General features: G+C 74.7%; 12 protein-coding genes. 6 read left to right on the top strand and 6 right to left on the bottom strand.

Translation table 11 applies throughout. The annotated features are described in order from the left end of the window. The 4 genes from AB0J71_RS45750 to AB0J71_RS45735 all read right to left on the bottom strand — a co-directional run. A partial coding sequence (locus AB0J71_RS45750) for a glycoside hydrolase family 2 TIM barrel-domain containing protein (RefSeq protein WP_364420476.1) occupies positions 1-1964 on the bottom strand: 1964 nt, incomplete at its 3' end. A 112-nt stretch (positions 1965-2076) separates the two neighbouring features. Further along, positions 2077-3339: a M20 family metallopeptidase gene (locus AB0J71_RS45745; protein WP_364420474.1), complete on the bottom strand. Its 1263-nt coding sequence runs from the start codon at positions 3337-3339 to the stop codon at positions 2077-2079. Continuing rightward, positions 3336-4520 (bottom strand): amidohydrolase family protein, encoded by a 1185-nt coding sequence (locus AB0J71_RS45740; RefSeq protein WP_352330953.1) that lies wholly within the window; start codon positions 4518-4520, stop codon positions 3336-3338. The genes AB0J71_RS45745 and AB0J71_RS45740 overlap by 4 nt, the downstream gene beginning before the upstream one ends. A 61-nt stretch (positions 4521-4581) precedes the next feature. Then, entirely contained in the window at positions 4582-5670 is a 1089-nt protein-coding gene (locus AB0J71_RS45735; protein ID WP_364420472.1) for an alpha/beta hydrolase-fold protein, read from the bottom strand. A gap of 78 nt (positions 5671-5748) precedes the next feature. On the opposite strand from AB0J71_RS45735, the gene AB0J71_RS45730 reads away from it, so the two are divergent. Then, positions 5749-7473, top strand: coding sequence for a phosphatidylglycerol lysyltransferase domain-containing protein (locus AB0J71_RS45730; RefSeq protein WP_364420469.1), 1725 nt, complete (start codon positions 5749-5751; stop codon positions 7471-7473). A 10-nt stretch (positions 7474-7483) separates the two neighbouring features. Here AB0J71_RS45730 and AB0J71_RS45725 read toward each other — a convergent pair whose 3' ends face one another. After that, entirely contained in the window at positions 7484-8092 is a 609-nt protein-coding gene (locus AB0J71_RS45725; RefSeq protein ID WP_352328200.1) for a hypothetical protein, read from the bottom strand. 209 nt (positions 8093-8301) lie between these two features. On the opposite strand from AB0J71_RS45725, the gene AB0J71_RS45720 reads away from it, so the two are divergent. The 5 genes from AB0J71_RS45720 to AB0J71_RS45700 all read left to right on the top strand — a co-directional run bounded on the left by AB0J71_RS45720 (position 8302) and on the right by AB0J71_RS45700 (position 13838). Further along, positions 8302-8919: a hypothetical protein gene (locus AB0J71_RS45720; RefSeq protein WP_352328201.1), complete on the top strand. Its 618-nt coding sequence runs from the start codon at positions 8302-8304 to the stop codon at positions 8917-8919. 135 nt (positions 8920-9054) lie between these two features. Further along, complete coding sequence (locus AB0J71_RS45715; RefSeq protein WP_352328202.1) at positions 9055-10134, top strand: ABC transporter substrate-binding protein; 1080 nt, start codon at positions 9055-9057, stop codon at positions 10132-10134. Beyond that, positions 10127-11236 carry an iron ABC transporter permease gene (locus AB0J71_RS45710; RefSeq protein ID WP_364420467.1) on the top strand — a complete coding sequence of 370 codons (1110 nt, stop codon included), beginning with the start codon at positions 10127-10129 and terminating at the stop codon, positions 11234-11236. The genes AB0J71_RS45715 and AB0J71_RS45710 overlap by 8 nt, the downstream gene beginning before the upstream one ends. Then, complete coding sequence (locus AB0J71_RS45705; RefSeq protein ID WP_352328204.1) at positions 11226-12011, top strand: ABC transporter ATP-binding protein; 786 nt, start codon at positions 11226-11228, stop codon at positions 12009-12011. The genes AB0J71_RS45710 and AB0J71_RS45705 overlap by 11 nt, the downstream gene beginning before the upstream one ends. Before the next feature lie 129 nt (positions 12012-12140). After that, on the top strand, positions 12141-13838 hold the full coding sequence (locus tag AB0J71_RS45700) for an aromatic amino acid ammonia-lyase (RefSeq protein WP_364420465.1): 1698 nt from the start codon (positions 12141-12143) through the stop codon (positions 13836-13838). 17 nt (positions 13839-13855) lie between these two features. Here the strand turns inward: AB0J71_RS45700 and AB0J71_RS45695 are convergent, their stop codons facing one another. Next, positions 13856-15058: a helix-turn-helix domain-containing protein gene (locus tag AB0J71_RS45695; RefSeq protein ID WP_364390471.1), complete on the bottom strand. Its 1203-nt coding sequence runs from the start codon at positions 15056-15058 to the stop codon at positions 13856-13858. Positions 15059-15079: the final 21 nt, after the last annotated feature.

Genomic DNA, 15079 nt, shown 5'->3' with positions numbered 1-15079 from the left:
GCCGCGGGCACGGCGGGGCTCGGCAGGCGGGTCTGGGACCAGGCGATCTCGTGGCCCGCGGGGGCCCATGGCTGGTCGCCGGTCAGGGTGGCGCGGGCGGTGAGCCAACGTTCCCCGGCGCCGTCCGGCGGCGGGGGCAGGGCGGGCAGCTTCACCTCGCCGCCGGACGGCGGCACCGCCAGCGGGAACCGCGCGACTTCGAGCCCGTCGTCCTCGACGACGGCCTCGAAGTCGAGGTGGGCCAGGTCGCGGAAGTCGTGCCGGTTGACCACCCGCACGACGCCGTCGCCGAACGCGAACCGCACCGGCTCGAACACCTTCTTCAGGTCCAGCAGGCCCGGGGAGGGCGTGCGGTCGGGGAACACCAGGCCGTCGATGACGAAATTTCCGTCATGGACGGATTCGCCGTGGTCGCCGCCGTAGGCGTACTCGTGGCGGGGATGGGTCAGGCCGTGGTCGATCCACTCCCACACGAACCCGCCGGCCAGCCTCGGGAACCGTTCGAACAGCTCCTGGTACTCGGCCAGGCCGCCGGGCCCGTTGCCCATGGCGTGGGCGTACTCGCACTGCAGGAACGGCATCGCGCGCCGCCGCGCGTCCAGGGCGGGGTCGTCGAGCGGGTCCTCCTCGCCGCGGCCGATGGCCTCGACCTCGGCGTGGGTGGCGTACATGCGCGAGTAGACGTCGGTGTGGGCGCACGACCGGTCACCCTCGTAGTGCAGCGGCCTGGACGGGTCGCGCTCGCGCGTCCAGGCGGCCATGACGGCGAGGTTGCGGCCGACGCCCGCCTCGTTGCCGAGCGACCACATGATGACGCTGGGGTGGTTCTTGTCCCGTTCGACCATGCGGCGCATGCGGTCGAGCAGGGCGTCGGCCCAGCGCGGGTCGTCGGTGGGGTTGCGCCGCCAGCCGACCTGGCCGAAGCCGTGCGTCTCCAGGTCGCATTCGTCGACGACCCACAGGCCCAGCTCGTCGCACAGGTCCAGGAAATCGGGGTGCGGCGGGTAGTGGCTGGTCCTGACGGCGTTGACGTTGTGCCGCTTCATGAGCAGCACGTCCTCGCGCATGGTCTCGTACGGGACCGCGCGGCCGTGGTCGGGATGGAACTCGTGCCGGTTGACGCCCTTGAGCAGCAGCGGACGGCCGTTGGCCAGGAGCACGCCGTCCTCGACGGAGACGGTGCGGAAGCCGACGCGCAGCCGTACGGTCTCGTGCGGGGTGGTGAGGACGGCCTCGTACAGGCGGGGCGTCTCGGCGGTCCACGGCTCGGCCTCGACGGTGATCTCGACGCCGGGTTCCAGGTCGCGCACGCCGAGCTCGGGGATGCTCAGCAGGCCCTCGGCGGCCTCGAAGGACAGCCGGCCGTCGTGGGCGGCGTGCACGAACACGTCGGCGGCCGACGTCGTGAGGGTGACGCCGCGGAAGATGCCGGGCAGCCACCACATGTCCTGGTCCTCCAGGTAGCTGGCGGCCGACCACTGGTGCACGCGCACGGCCAGCACGTTGCGTCCCGGACGCAGCCACGGCCCGGCGTCGAACTCGACGGGCAGCCTGCTGCCGGTGGAGAAGCCCAGCTCGTGGCCGTTCAGCCAGACCCTGGCGAAGGAGTCGACGCCTTCGAAGCGCAGCCTGCCGCCGCGCCAGCCGTCCGGCAGGTCGAAGGCGCGCCGGTAGTCGCCGGTCGGGTTCTCGTCCGGGACGTGCGGCGGGTCTACAGGGAAGGGGTAGGAGACGTTGGTGTAGGCGGGGGCGCCGTGGCCGTGCAAGGGCCAGTGGGCCGGCACCGGAAGCTCGTCCCAGGCGGAGTCGTCGAAGCCGGGCCGGGCGAAGTCGTCGGGCACGTCGGCCACGGGTGAGAGGCGGAAGCGCCACAGGCCGTCGAGGTCGAGGGCGGGGGCGTCGGAGCGGAGTGCCGCGCGGGGTTCGAGACGGCCCGAACCGGGGGCGAAGGTTTCGAGATCCATCCCTTCCGACAGTAGGGGTTGATGGTGGTTCCGTCAGCGATGCGCCGTCTGGTGGTGCTTAGACTTCCCTGCCGTGGTTGTTGGAGGAATGGAACCGGCGGCGGCCCCGGCCTCAGGCGTTCCTGGAGAACAGGATCCCGTTCGCCCCGGCGCCGCCGGGCAGCGCGGTGGCGGCCGCGAGATAGCCGGCCAGCAGGCTCTCGGCCACCGCGCCCACGGCCGCGTCGCCGGGCAGGAACTCGGGGGTGTGCAGGCCGGCGGCCGTGTCCACGCCGACGAACATCATCAGCGACGGCGCCACCGAGGCGTAGTGGGAGAAGTCGTCGGCCCCGCACGAGCGCAGCCCGCCGTCCACCGTCCAGCCGTGGCCGCGCAGCAGCCCGCCGGCGCGTACGGCCAGCCCGGTGTCGTTGACCAGCACCGGCTCCCCGGGCAGGATCGTCACCTCGGCCGTGCAGCCGCACGCCCTGGCGACGTCCTCGACCACCTGGGTGAAACGTTCGTGCAGCTCCTGGCGCCAGTTCTCGGACATCGCCCGGAGGGTCCCCCTGGCCACGGCCTCGCCAGGGACGGCGTTGGGCGCGGTGCCGGCGTTGACCGTGCCGAAGGTGACGACGGTGGGCGTCATCGGGTCGGCGACCCGGCTGACGACCTGCTGGGCGGTGACGATGACCTGCGCCATGGCCACCACCGGGTCCCTGGTGAGGTGGGGGTAGGCGGCGTGGCCCTCCGCTCCCCTGACGACCACCCTGAACTCGTCGGAGGAGGCGTTGACCGCGCCCGGCACGGAGGCGACCGTGCCGTCGGCCAGCAGGGGCTGCACGTGCGCGCCGATCATGGCGCCGACCCGGTGGCGGTGCAGCGCACCCGATCCCACGACGTCGGAGGCGCCGGAGGGGAAGCCCTCCTCGCGCGGTTGCAGCACGACCAGCAGGGGCGGGTCGGCGCCGAGCCGGTCGAGGGTCCTGGCCAGGGCGACCACGGCCGCCATGTGCACGTCGTGGCCGCAGGCGTGCATCGCGCCCTCGGGGGCGGCCCATTCGACGCCGGTGCGCTCGGTCAGCGGCAGGGCGTCGAGCTCGCCGCGTACGCCGACCGCCGGGCCGGGTCCGCCGACGCGCAGGACCGCGCCCGTGCCGGCGACGTGCTCGACGTCCCCGGCGGGCAGCGCGTCGAGCAGCCGGTCCCGCGTCGGGCCCTCCTGGCCCGACAGGCAGGGGGACGCGTGCAGCTCGCGGCGCAGCGCCTGCGCCGCGGGCAGCTCCCGCAGCAGGCCCTCCCGCAGCGCCGCGTAGGCGGCGCCGTCCACGCCGCCGGTCCCGATGACGGCTCCGTCGACGGGCCTGTTGATCGTACGGCCCCCGAAGTCGTTCACCCCGTGCTCTCCTCCCGTGTTCCCAGTCCGTAGACGCGTCGCGCGTTGTCCGCCCCGACCATCGCCGCCACCCGCATCGCCTGCCCGGCCGACCACTCGCCGTCCAGCACGAGCCGGCCGAGCACCCGCGCCATCGCCCGCCGCCACAACACCGCGCCGAGGTGGTGCAGCTCGGCCGGCCCCCACCCGTCCGACGAGAACAGGATCTTGGCGAACGGCGCCAGCTCCAGGCTCTCGGCCACCAGCGCCACGCTGCGGGCCCCGGTGTAGGTCACGCCGAGCCCCACGTCGAAGTAGACGTTGGGATAGGCCTGCGCGAGGAACCCCGCGTGCCGCTGGAACGGGTAGCAGTGCAGCAGCACCAGCGGCACCCCGGTCGGCTCGGCGCGCTCGACGAGGCCGCGCAGCAGCAGCGGATCGGCCCGGCGCAGGTCGAGGTCGGGATCGCCGAGGCCGGTGTGGAACTGGATCGGCAACCCTCGCTCGATCCCGGCCCAGATCACGTGCCGCAGCAGCACCGGCTCCGTCAGCTTACCGCCGCCTGACCCGAGCCAGCGCCCGGCCGCCTCGGTCACCTCCGCCCGGCTCGGCGGCTCGGGGTCCAGGTCGAGGCCGTGGCGGTAGGCGGCGACGCTCTTGAGCCCGCGCGCGCCGCCGGTGCGCTCCCACAGCTGCCGGGCGAACGCGTCGGCGAAGGAGGAGGCGTCGCAGCCGCCGGCCGCGACCTGCTCGGCCACCGTCTCCAGTCGCACCACCTCGTCGGCGGGCGCGCCGGTGAGCTCGGCCATGCCGGACGGGCCCACCAGCTCGTCTCCCCGGTAGCCGGTCTCGACCAGGTAGTGGGCCACGTTCGCGGCGCCGAGCAGCAGCCGGTTCACCTCGCCGGCGCCCAGCCGGGCCCTCCTGGCCAGGTACTCCTCCGGCGTGCAGTGCGGTTCGAGCCCGAGGACGGGCGCGCAGTGGCGCAGGATGGCGTACCCGGTCTGGGAGTCGAACTGCGTCATCCACTCCGGCACCGGCCGGTCGGACTCGGTGATCAGCTCCTCGAACGCGGTGCGCGACAGGTCGCGCGGCACCACGCCGTGGACGTGGTGGTCGACCAGCGGCAGCTCCTCGATGGCCCGGACGAACCCGGCCGGGGCGAGGTCGAGGTCTGCGGCGGTGGCGTACACGTCGGTCACGGAGAGATCTACTCCCCCGTGCGCGCGCGGACGAACCACCCCGCCCCGATCCGGTGCCCGCCTAGGGGGCCGCGGCGGGCACGGCGAGCTGCTGGACCAGCCACGGCAGCGCCTGCGGCAGCTCCCGGTTCCAGGTGTTGAAGTTGTGGCCGCCGCTGGGCAGGATCAGCGACGAGGCCCGCATGGGCGGCTTGACGGCGTTCAGGAAGCGCTCGGTCGGCAGGTAGTCGGCCTCGCCCTTCCTGCTGCTGGTGACGAGCACGGACACGGGCGGCGCGGGCAGCCGGGCCAGGCGCCACATCAGGTCGTTGCGGTCGGCGAGCGCCTTGTCGCCGTGGAACAGGTCGCCGGTGGTGCCGTCCACGATCGTCTTGTAGTAGCCCGACAGGGAGACGGCGGCGGAGAACGCGTCGGGGCGGCTCATCGCCAGCTTCAGCGCGCAGTAGCCGCCGGTCGAGCCGCCGAGCACGCCCCAGGAGTCGCGGCCGGCCGCCGCCCGGTAGTGCGCGGTCACGGCCTGCCGGACGTCGGTGGCGAAGTACGTCAGCGCCTGCGGGCCGCCCGGCACGTCCACGCACTCGGTGTCGCGCGGCAGCACCACGCTCGGCCGCATCATGACCAGGACGGCCGGCTCGACCTGGTGCAGGCCGATGGCGTGGGCCAGGCGTCCGGGCAGGTCGAGGCGGGTCATGAGGTTGCGCGGGTCGCCGGGGTAGCCGGTCAGGGCGAGGATCGCGGGGAACCTGCGCCGGGGGTCCTTGAAGTAGGCCGAAGGCAGGAACACGTACGCCTCCTCGCTCAGGCGCGTGGTCGCGCCCGGCAGGACGACCTCCTCGATCCGCCCGCCCGGGACCGCCCGGCTGTCCAGCACCCGCAGCCCGGCCGCGGCCCCGGCGACGGTGATCTGGCCGGCGCCGGTGTCGGCGCCGAGCAGGTCCGCCCAGGAGGCGTAGAAGCCGAAGTAGTAGTTGACCAGCAGCGCGAGCGCCGCCACGGTGAGCGCCTGGCAGCCCGCCAGCAGGCCGGCCCGGCCCAGCACCGGCGGCAGGCCCCGCCCGGCCAGCCGCGGCCACACCCAGACGGTGGCCGCGAGCCCGGCCACCGCGAGCGCCGCGGCGGTCACCAGCAACGCGATCGAGGTCAGTCCCATGAACAGCAGGAATATCCCGGCCGGCGTAAGCGCGTGGTTAACGGCGAGATTAACCGGCAGGGGCTTCAATCGGTATTTGTGAAGCGTCCTTGGATCCCCGCGCTGGCGGGTTACGCGTCGCTGGTCATCGGCCTGCTGGACATCGCCAAGGCCGTGGCGCCGCGGCTGGAGCACACGCGGATGGGCCAGTGGTCGGATCTGCTGCCCGGGACGGTGACGACCGTGGCGCGGGCGACGTCGCTGGTGGTCGGCATCATGCTGGTGATGATCGCGCACGCGCTGCGCCGGGGGAAGGTGCGGGCCTGGCGGGCGGTGGTGGTGCTGCTGCCGGTGAGCGCCGTCATGGCCGTGCTGCACCTGCGGCCGGTGACCGCCGCGATCAGCGTCGTGCTGCTGGCCGTGCTGGTGGCCGGCAGGCGGGAGTTCACTGCGCTGCCCGACCCGCGCTCGCGCTGGCGGGCGTTGTGGAACCTGCTCGTGCTCGGCGCGATCGACCTGGCGCTCGGCTACCTGATCGTGAGCGTCCGGCCGGGCGCGCTGGTGGGCCGTCCTGGCGTGGCCGAGCGGCTGGAGCACGTGGCGCTGGGGCTGGCGGGCATCGAGGGACCGGTCACGTTCACCGTGGAACGCGTCTCCGACCTGGTCTACTTCTCCCTCGTCGGGCTGGGCGCGCTGACCGCCGTGACGACGCTCTACCTGGCGCTGCGTCCGGAACGGCCGGCCGCCGAACTGACCGCCGACGACGAACGCCGTCTGCGCGCCCTGCTGGACGTCCACGGCGAGCGTGACTCGCTGGGTTACTTCGCGCTGCGCCGGGACAAGAGCGTGATCTTCTCGCCGTCGGGCAAGGCGGCCGTGGCCTACCGGGTGGTTTCCGGCGTGATGCTGGCCAGCGGCGACCCGATCGGCGACCGCGAGGCGTGGCCGGCCGCGATCGCCGCGTTCATGGCCGAGGCGCGGCGGCACGCCTGGGTGCCCGCCGTCATCGGCTGCGGCGAGACGGGCGGCGAGGTCTGGACGAAGGTCGCCGTGCTGTCCGCGCTGGAGATCGGCGACGAGGCGATCGTCGAGGTCGACGGCTTCACGCTGGAGGGCCGCGCGATGCGCAACGTGCGGCAGATGGTCAACCGCACCCGCCGCGCCGGGTACGTCTGCCGGGTGCGCCGCGCCTGCGACGTGCCCGAGGAGGAGAAGGAGGGCATCCGCCGGGCCGCCGGGCTGTGGCGCGGCACCCAGACCGAGCGCGGCTACTCGATGGCGCTCGGCCGCTTCGGCGACCCCGCCGACGCCGAGTGCCTGGTGGCCACCGCCTGCAAGGACGGCGACCTGAAGGCCGTGCTGCACTTCGTGCCGTGGGGCAGCCGGGGCGTCTCGCTGGACCTGATGCGCCGCGACCGCGACGCCGACCCGGGACTGAACGAGCTGCTGATCGCCGAGACGCTGCAGGCGGCGCCGTCGCTGGGGATCACCCAGGTGTCGCTCAACTTCGCGATGTTCCGTTCGGCGCTGGCCCGCGGCGACCGGCTCGGCGCGGGGCCCGTGCTGCGGGCCTGGCGGTCGGTGCTGGTCTTCCTGTCCCATTGGTTCCAGATCGAGTCGCTGTACCGGTTCAACGCCAAGTTCCGGCCGATCTGGGAGCCGCGCTTCGTCGTCTACCCGAACGCCCGCGACCTGCCCAGGATCGGCGTCGCGGCGCTCCAGGCCGAGGCGTTCATCCCGTCGGGCCTGCCGCTGCGCGCCCGCCTGCGCCTGCCCAGGCCCTTCACGCACGACCGCGCCGCCGCCGCGCCCCAGACCCCGTGAGCCGCGCGGTTCAGGGGGAGGCGGCGGTGCCGGTGGCGGGCCACATGGTGTTGAGGCGGCCGGCGGTGGCCTGGTAGGCGCGCTCGGCCTCCGGCGTCAGGACGACGTCGGCGCCCGGCCCGGCGGCGGCCAGCCGTTCGCGCAGGACGATGGAGTCGGCGGTGTCGGCCAGGTCGAGCAGCCCGGTGAACCGGGCGGCGGAGGCCACCAGCTCGGTGGCGGGCAGGCCGGTGCACACGGCGTCGAGGGCCTGGCGGACCACGCCCTTGCCGACCGCGCCGAGGCCGAGCGCCACCGCGGCGGCCGACAGGGTGGCCACGTCGAGCGGGTCGACGTCGACCAGGCGCAGCGGCACGTGCTCGACCTGGCCGCCGGGGGCGTACAGGCGACCGGCCAGGCGGGCGGCGGCGGCGCGCCTGCCCTGCGTGGGGCCGATCGCGCGCCAGAGCCGGCGCAGCGCGGTCAGCGCGATCCCGCCGGCGAGCGGGCCGGGCAGCGGCGAGCCCACGGACTCGGCGGCGCGCAGCACCAGCAGCAGCCTCTCCAGCTCGCCCACCGCGCGGGCCAGGTCTTCGCCCAGGTCGGGGACGAGGACGGCGCGCGGGCCGAGGCCGGTCATGTGCGGCTCCTCACGGAGCCCTCGTCGTCGAGCGGTCGTCGGGCGGCGGAGCGGTCAACCGGAGGGTCACAACCGGAGCGTACGCCGCCCCGGCCACGCCGCACACCCCACCGATGAGCACCCGGCCCCCAGCCCGCGCCCCTCCCCCCAGCTGCCTCCGCACCCCGTGAGGGACGGGCGAGCCGGGCGTGTGGGAGGATCTGGCCTCGATGGGTCCATGGTCGTTGGTGCGGTGGCTGCGTGCGGCGAGCTTCGCCGGCACGTGTGCCGCGCTGGCCGCGCTCGCCCACCTGGCGGGCGGCGGCTGCTTCGACCCCGGGGCGCTGCTGGCGGGGTTCCTGCTGGTCCTCGCGCCGGCCCTGGCGCTGACCGGGCGTGAGCGCACGCTGCCCGCCATCGTGCCCGCGACGGGCGCCTCGCAGGTCGTCCTGCACCTTCTGCTCTCCCTGAGCTGTGACCATCCCGCACCGGCCGCCGCTCCCGTGGACGTGGTTCACGCGCACGACACGGGCGCCCCGGGGTTCGGGATGCTGCTCGTGCACGCGGCGAGCGTGCTGCTGACGTCGGTCTGGCTGCGCTGGGTGGAGTCGGGGCTGTGCGCCCTGGTCCGCGAGCTGGCCGGGTGGGTGCTGCGCCCGCTGCTGGTGCTGTTCCTCGTCGTGGCCGGGTGGGCTGCGCCGGCGCGCACACCGGTGGGCGGGCGCGACGACGTCACGGCGCGCGTGCGGGTGTTCCTGCGGCACGTGCTGGTGCTGCGGGGGCCGCCCGCGGGTGGACCGGAGCCGCGAGGGCCGGTCCGTCCGACGGTCGTGGGCCTGCCCGCCTAGGCGCGCCCGCGGTCCTTCGCGCGCCCGTCCGCCGCGGTTCCTCCGACGACAATCCCGGCTCGCCGCCGTGCCCGCCCCCGCCGTGGGGCCGGTCCGGCGTGCGCGCCTCCGGACTCGACTCAGAGGACATCACCCATGAGACCTTCCCGTACCCGCCGGGCCGCGGCGCTCGCGCTCGTGCTGCTGGCCGCCGCCTGCGGCGCGCCCACGGCGACCGGCGCCGCCACGGAGGCGGCCACCGTCGCGCCGGCGGCCGCCGGCCGGACCGTCTACCCCCTCACCTTCGACAACTGCGGCACGCGGGTCACCTTCCGCCGGCCGCCGCAGCGCGTCCTGATCCTGAACGGCACCAGCGTCGGCGAGGTGGAGAGCTTCCTGCTGCTCGGGCTGGAGCGCAGCATCCTGGCCAACGCCCAGAGCTACGGCGTCTCCGACGACCCGTCCATGACGGCCCGGATCAAGGCGCTGCCGACCGGCGGGCTGACCATGAACAAGAACTTCGACGTGCCCGCCGAGCAGGTGCTCAAGCTCAAGCCGGACCTGGTGGTCTCCACCTGGTCCGGCGGGTTCGACCCCGCCCGCGGTTTCGCCACCCGCGAGCAGCTCGCCGCGGCCGGCATCACCTCGCTGGTCAACCCGGTCAACTGCGCGATGGGCAAGCCGGCGGCCACCGAGCAGGAGAAGCGCGCCTACCGCAACCAGTCGATCAACTCCTCGCTGGAGTTCCTCAGCCTGCTCGGGCGGGTGTTCGACGTGCAGCGCGAGGCGTTCGACCTGATCGGGCGGCTGCGGGCGCGGGTGGAGTCGGTACGGGCCCGCGTCGCGGCGCTGCCGCCCAGGAAGGTGCTGATCGCCTATCCCGGCATGGCCATGATGAACGCCAACGGCCTGCCCGCCGTGATGACCGGCGGCATCTACGACGACGTCATCAGGGCGGCCGGCGGCGTCAACGCCTTCGCCGGCCAGACCGCCGACATGACGCGCACCCTCAACCGCGAGCAGCTCGCCACCGCCGAGGTGGACGTGCTGGTCGTCGGGCTGTTCACGCCCGAGGAGAAGGGCGAGGAGGCGGCGGCGAAGCTGTTCGCCGCCTACCCCCACTGGGCCGCGGCCAGGTCCAGGACCTTCACGGTCGTCTCCGACGGCGTCTATCTCGGGCCGCTGAACGCCTGGGCCGTGGAGAAGATCTCCAAGGTGGTGCATCCCGGTGGCTGACACGCTGACCGCGCCGCGCCGCACCGTCCCCGTCCCGCCGCGGCGGCCGCACGCGGTGTCCGGGCGGGCGACCGGGTTCCTGCTGGCCGGGCTCGGGGCCGCGCTGGTCGTGGCCCTGGTGATCGGGATCTCCGCCGGGTCGGTGAACCTGCCGCCGGACCAGGTGTGGGGGGTGGTGTGGGCGTACCTGACCGGGCGGGGCGAGCAGGCCGATCCGCTGCTGGCGCAGGTCGTGTGGGAGATCCGCACGCCCCGGGCGCTGCTGGCGGCGCTGGCCGGGGCCGCGCTGTCGGTGGCCGGGGTCGCGTTGCAGGCGCTGGTCCGCAACCCGCTCGCCGACCCGTACGTGCTGGGTGTGTCGTCGGCGGCGTCGCTGGGGGCGGTGCTGGTGCCCGCGCTCGGGGGCGGGGCGCTGGCCGGGCTGACCGGCGCGCTCGGCGTCACGGGGGCCGCCTTCGCCGCCGCGCTGCTGGCGGCGCTGGTGGTGTACGTCCTGTCCCAGCGTTCCGGCAGGCTGCTGGACTCGTGGCTGGTGCTGACCGGCGTGGCCGTCGGCTACCTGTGCTCGGCGGCCACCACGTTCGTGCAGCTCCAGCTCAACCCGACCGAGCTGCAGGGCATGATGTTCTGGCTGATGGGCAGCGTCGCCGGGGCGTCGTGGGCGGATCTGGGGGTGCCCGCGCTGCTCGTCGTGTGCTGCGTGGCCTGGCTGTCCTCGCAGGCGCGGGCGCTCAACGCGCTGCTGGCCGGCGAGGAGTCCGCGGTGGCGATCGGCGTGCCGGTCGCCGCGCTGCGGATCGGGCTGCTGGCGGCCGGGTCGCTGCTGACGGCGACGGTGGTCAGCGTGGTCGGCGGCATCGGGTTCATCGGGCTGATGGTCCCGCACATGGTCCGGTTCGTGGTCGGGGCCGACCATCGCCGGGTGCTGCCGGTCTCGCTGCTGGCCGGGGCGGTGTTCCTGGTGCTGGTCGACCTGGCGGCGCGGATCGCCGACCGGCCGAACGAGTTGCCGGTGGGCATCTTCACCACGGGGCTCGGCGTGCCGTTCTTCCTGTGGCTGCTGCGCAGGCGGCGGGCGGGAGGCGGCGGCGATGCGGCTTGACCTCGCGGGCGTGAGCGCGAGCATCGACGCGCGGCCCATCGTCACCGACGTCACGCTGAGCGCCGGGCCCGGCGAGTTCGTGGCGCTGGTCGGGCCGAACGGCAGCGGCAAGTCCACGCTGCTGCGCACGGTCTACCGGTCGCTGCGCCCGTCGGGCGGCGTCGTCCGGCTGGACGGCGACGACCTGTGGCGGATGCGGCCGCGGCACGCCGCGCGGCGGCGGGCGGTCCTGCCGCAGCACAACCCGGCCGGAGAGGGGTTCTCGGTGGCCGAGGTCGTCGCGGCCGGGCGGCACAGCCACAAGCGGGCGCTGGACCGGGAGAGCGCGGGCGACCGGGCGGTGGTCGCCACGGCCCTGGAGCGGGTCGGCATGGACTGGGCGGCCGACCGGCTGATGACCACGCTGTCCGGCGGCGAGCGGCAGCGCGTGCTGCTGGCCCGCGCGCTGGCCCAGGAGGCGCCGCTGCTGATCCTGGACGAACCGGGCAACCACCTGGACGTCGGCTCCCAGCTCCTGCTGCTGGACCTGATCCGCTCGCTCGGCCTGACGCTGCTGGCCGCCCTGCACGACCTGGACCAGGCCGCCGCCTACGCCGACCGGATCGTCGTGCTGCGCGAGGGCCGGGTCGCCGGGCAGGGGCCGCCGCTGGAGGTGCTGACCCCGGCCTTCATCGAGGAGGTCTTCGGCGTCCTGGCCCATGTGGGGCCGCATCCGATCACCGGGCGGCCGCACGTCGCGGTGGCGTCCAGGTCGGGAGGTAAGCGCCTGCCCTAGGGCCGGTCAGCACTCGTCCCCCGGTGCGGAGCCGTGTCCGGCGCCGTCCGTCCGGCCGGTTATAACCGAACGGAGTGGATCTTCGTCGTGAAGGGGCCGGGGGCCGTGTCGATCAGCAAAGTAGGACGAATGGCCGCCGGTGTCGGCCTGCTCGCGGCAGTGTGCGTGCCGGAGCGGGCCGTCGCCGTCCCGGCCCCGCCTCCGGGCGCGGCACCGGGTTCAGCGCCGGTCGCGGCCCCGGCGCCCGCGCGGGCCCCGGTGCTCAACCTGGTGCTGGACGGCGGCCGGTTCGCGCTGCGGGACGCCTTCGCGATCCTGGCGGGCCGTCCGGTGCTGGCGCGGGTGTCGGAGGCCGCGCGGGCCCGCATGGCGCAGTCGCGGGCGGGGGCGCTGGCGGCCCTGAGCGGCCAGCGGGTGTACGGCTGGAACCAGGCGCTCGGCCCGCTGAAGGATCGCCCGCTCTCGCCGGAGGAGGCCGAGCAGTTCCAGCGCAACGTGCTGCGCTCGCACGCGGCGGGCGTCGGCCCGGCCTTCCCCGACGACGTGGTCAGGCTGGCGCTGGTCCTCAAGGCCAACCAGATGGCCAGGGGGAAGATGGGCGTCCGGCCCGAGGTGCCGCAGCGGCTGCTGTCCCTGGTGAACGCCGGGGTCGTGCCGGTGATGCCGCAGATCGGCTCGCTCGGCACCGGCGACCTGCAGCCGCAGGCGGCGGCCGGGCTGGCCGCGCTGGGCGAGGACGCGCCGGTGCACTACCGGGGCGAGACCGGGCCGGCCTCGCGCATGTTGCCCCGGGCCGGGCTGCCGGCGAGCTTCACCTTCGAGGCCGGGGAGGCGCTGCCGATCGTCAGCGGCAGCACGGTGCTGGCCGCCACGCTGATGCACGCCGTGCACCGGGCCACCGTGCTCGCCGACCAGGCGGAGGGGGCCTTCGCGCTGTTCATGGAGGCCATCAGGGCCGAGCGCGGCTCGCTGGACGCGCGCACGCACCGCGAGCGGCACATCCCGGAGGAGGACGCGGTCGCGGCGCGGCTGCGGGCCATGGTCGCGGGCTCGGGCTGGATGACCGAGGAGGGCCGCAGGCGGCTCGACCCGGCCGACTACACCCCGCGCGTGCAGGACGCGGTCTCGGTGCGCGCGGCCCCGCACATCATGGCCGGGCTGCGGCAGGTGCTCGCCGCCACCCGGCGGACGCTGGCCCGCGAGGCCAACTCCTCGGCCTCCAACCCGCTGGTCTTCCGGCGCGAGCGCGGCCCCGGCTACGAGTTCGTGATGGGCGGCAACTGGGACGGCTCGATCATGGGCCATCTCGCCGACAGCCTGAACGCCGAGATCACTGACCTCGGCGTCCTGTCGCAGGAGTTGTCCGGCCGCCTGCTGTCGCCCCGCTGGAGCTACGGCCTGCCGGCGAACCTGGCCGGCGGGAGCGTCGGCCTGAACTCCGGGATGGTGCAGGCGCAGTCGGTGGCCGCGGCGGTGGTCCCCGAGATGCAGGTCAGGGCCCATCCGGCGGGCACGTTGTCGCGTCCGGTCAAGGACGGCCAGGAGGACCACAACACGATGGCGATGGCCTCGGCCCGCGACCTGCACGCGAACCTCGACCGTCTGGAGATCGTGCTGGCGGTGCAGTACCTGATGGCGGCGCAGGGCATCGACCTGATCGCGGCGAGGATGGCCGGCCTGCCGCTCGGGACGGCGACCCGCGCCCTGCACGACGAGCTCAGGCGCTACGTCGCGCCGCTGGGCGACGACCGTTACCTGACCCCCGACCTGGAACGGACGATCTCGCTGGTGCACGCGGGCGGCCTGACGCCGTCCGTCGCCCCCTGAGACGGCCCGTCCGGCGCTCACCCGGCGGGCGGGGGCAGCAGGCGGACCGCGTCCAGGGCCAGCGCGAGGTCCACGATGTCCCGCGGGCGGGTGAGCGAGCGGCCGGTGAGCTGCTCGATCCGGCGGACCCGGTTGATGATCGTGTTGCGGTGGCAGAACAGCCGGCCGGCGGCCCTGGCGGCCGACCCGTCGCAGGCCAGCCAGGTCTCCAGGGTGGTCAGCAGCGTGTCGCGGTCGGCCGGGTCGAGGGCGAGCAGCCGGCCGAGCGCGCCTTCGACGAGGTGGCCGGTGACGCCGGGCCGGCTGATCATCAGCACGGCCGGCACGCGTTCGTCCAGGCGGGCGATCTCGGGGCCGCCGTCGGCGCAGGTGCGCATGGCGAGGGAGGCCAGCTCGTGCGCGGTGCCCAGCTCGTCCAGGCCGGTGACGACGGGGCTGACGCCGGCCACGCCGCTGACGATGAGGCTCAGCTCCTGGCACAGGTCGTCCAGGGTGGCCCGGCCGAGCGCGACGACGGCGACCTCGTGGCCGGTGCGCATGCGCCACAGCAGCCGCAGCGCGCCCAGGGTCGCGGGCAGCCGGACGTCGTCGTGGTGCCGTCCGCCGGGGAAGCGCACGGTGACGACGGCGTAGCGGGCGCGTTCGGGCAAGCCGAGGGAGTCGGCGGCGGCGCGCACCACCCCCGCGTCGGCGCTGCCGTCGAGCAGGGCGTCCAGCAGCGCGTTGACGCGTTCCTTGCTGCGGCCGAGAATCTCCTGCTCGCGCCGGGCGTAGACGTCGCAGGCCACCAGCGACTGCCGGTCGATCGCGTGCCAGACGTGGCTGGCGGCGCGGACCAGGACGTCGAGGCGTTCGGGACGCTCGCGTTCCATGTGGTCCACGATCGCCGACCAGGTGACCTGGCCGGCCAGGCGGTACATGCGCAGCAGCGACTCCAGCGGAAGGCCCTGCTCGGCCCTGCGCTGGGCCATCGACCGGGTGAAGACCAGGTCGCGCCGCTCGGACGGCTCCTGCAGGATCGCGGTCAGGCCCAGGCGCACGCCTTCGAGGGTGCTCTTCCAGTGCTCGTCGTAGGGGACGCAGGCGCTGTAGACGTCGTCGCCGCCGCGCGTCCTGGCGACCAGCTCGCCGGTCAGTTCGGGCAGGCGTTCGAGCAGTGCCCTGGCTGCGGTGCGTAACGTCTGGCGGACGTCCTCGTCCACGACCGTAGGGGGACGCATTCCCCGAGGCTGCCACCGGCC

This window comes from Nonomuraea sp. NPDC049637, assembly GCF_040675235.1.
Classification (GTDB): Bacteria; Actinomycetota; Actinomycetes; order Streptosporangiales; family Streptosporangiaceae; genus Nonomuraea.
Note: the sequence above shows the minus strand (reverse complement) of the source record. Positions and strands in the feature narration are given on the sequence as shown.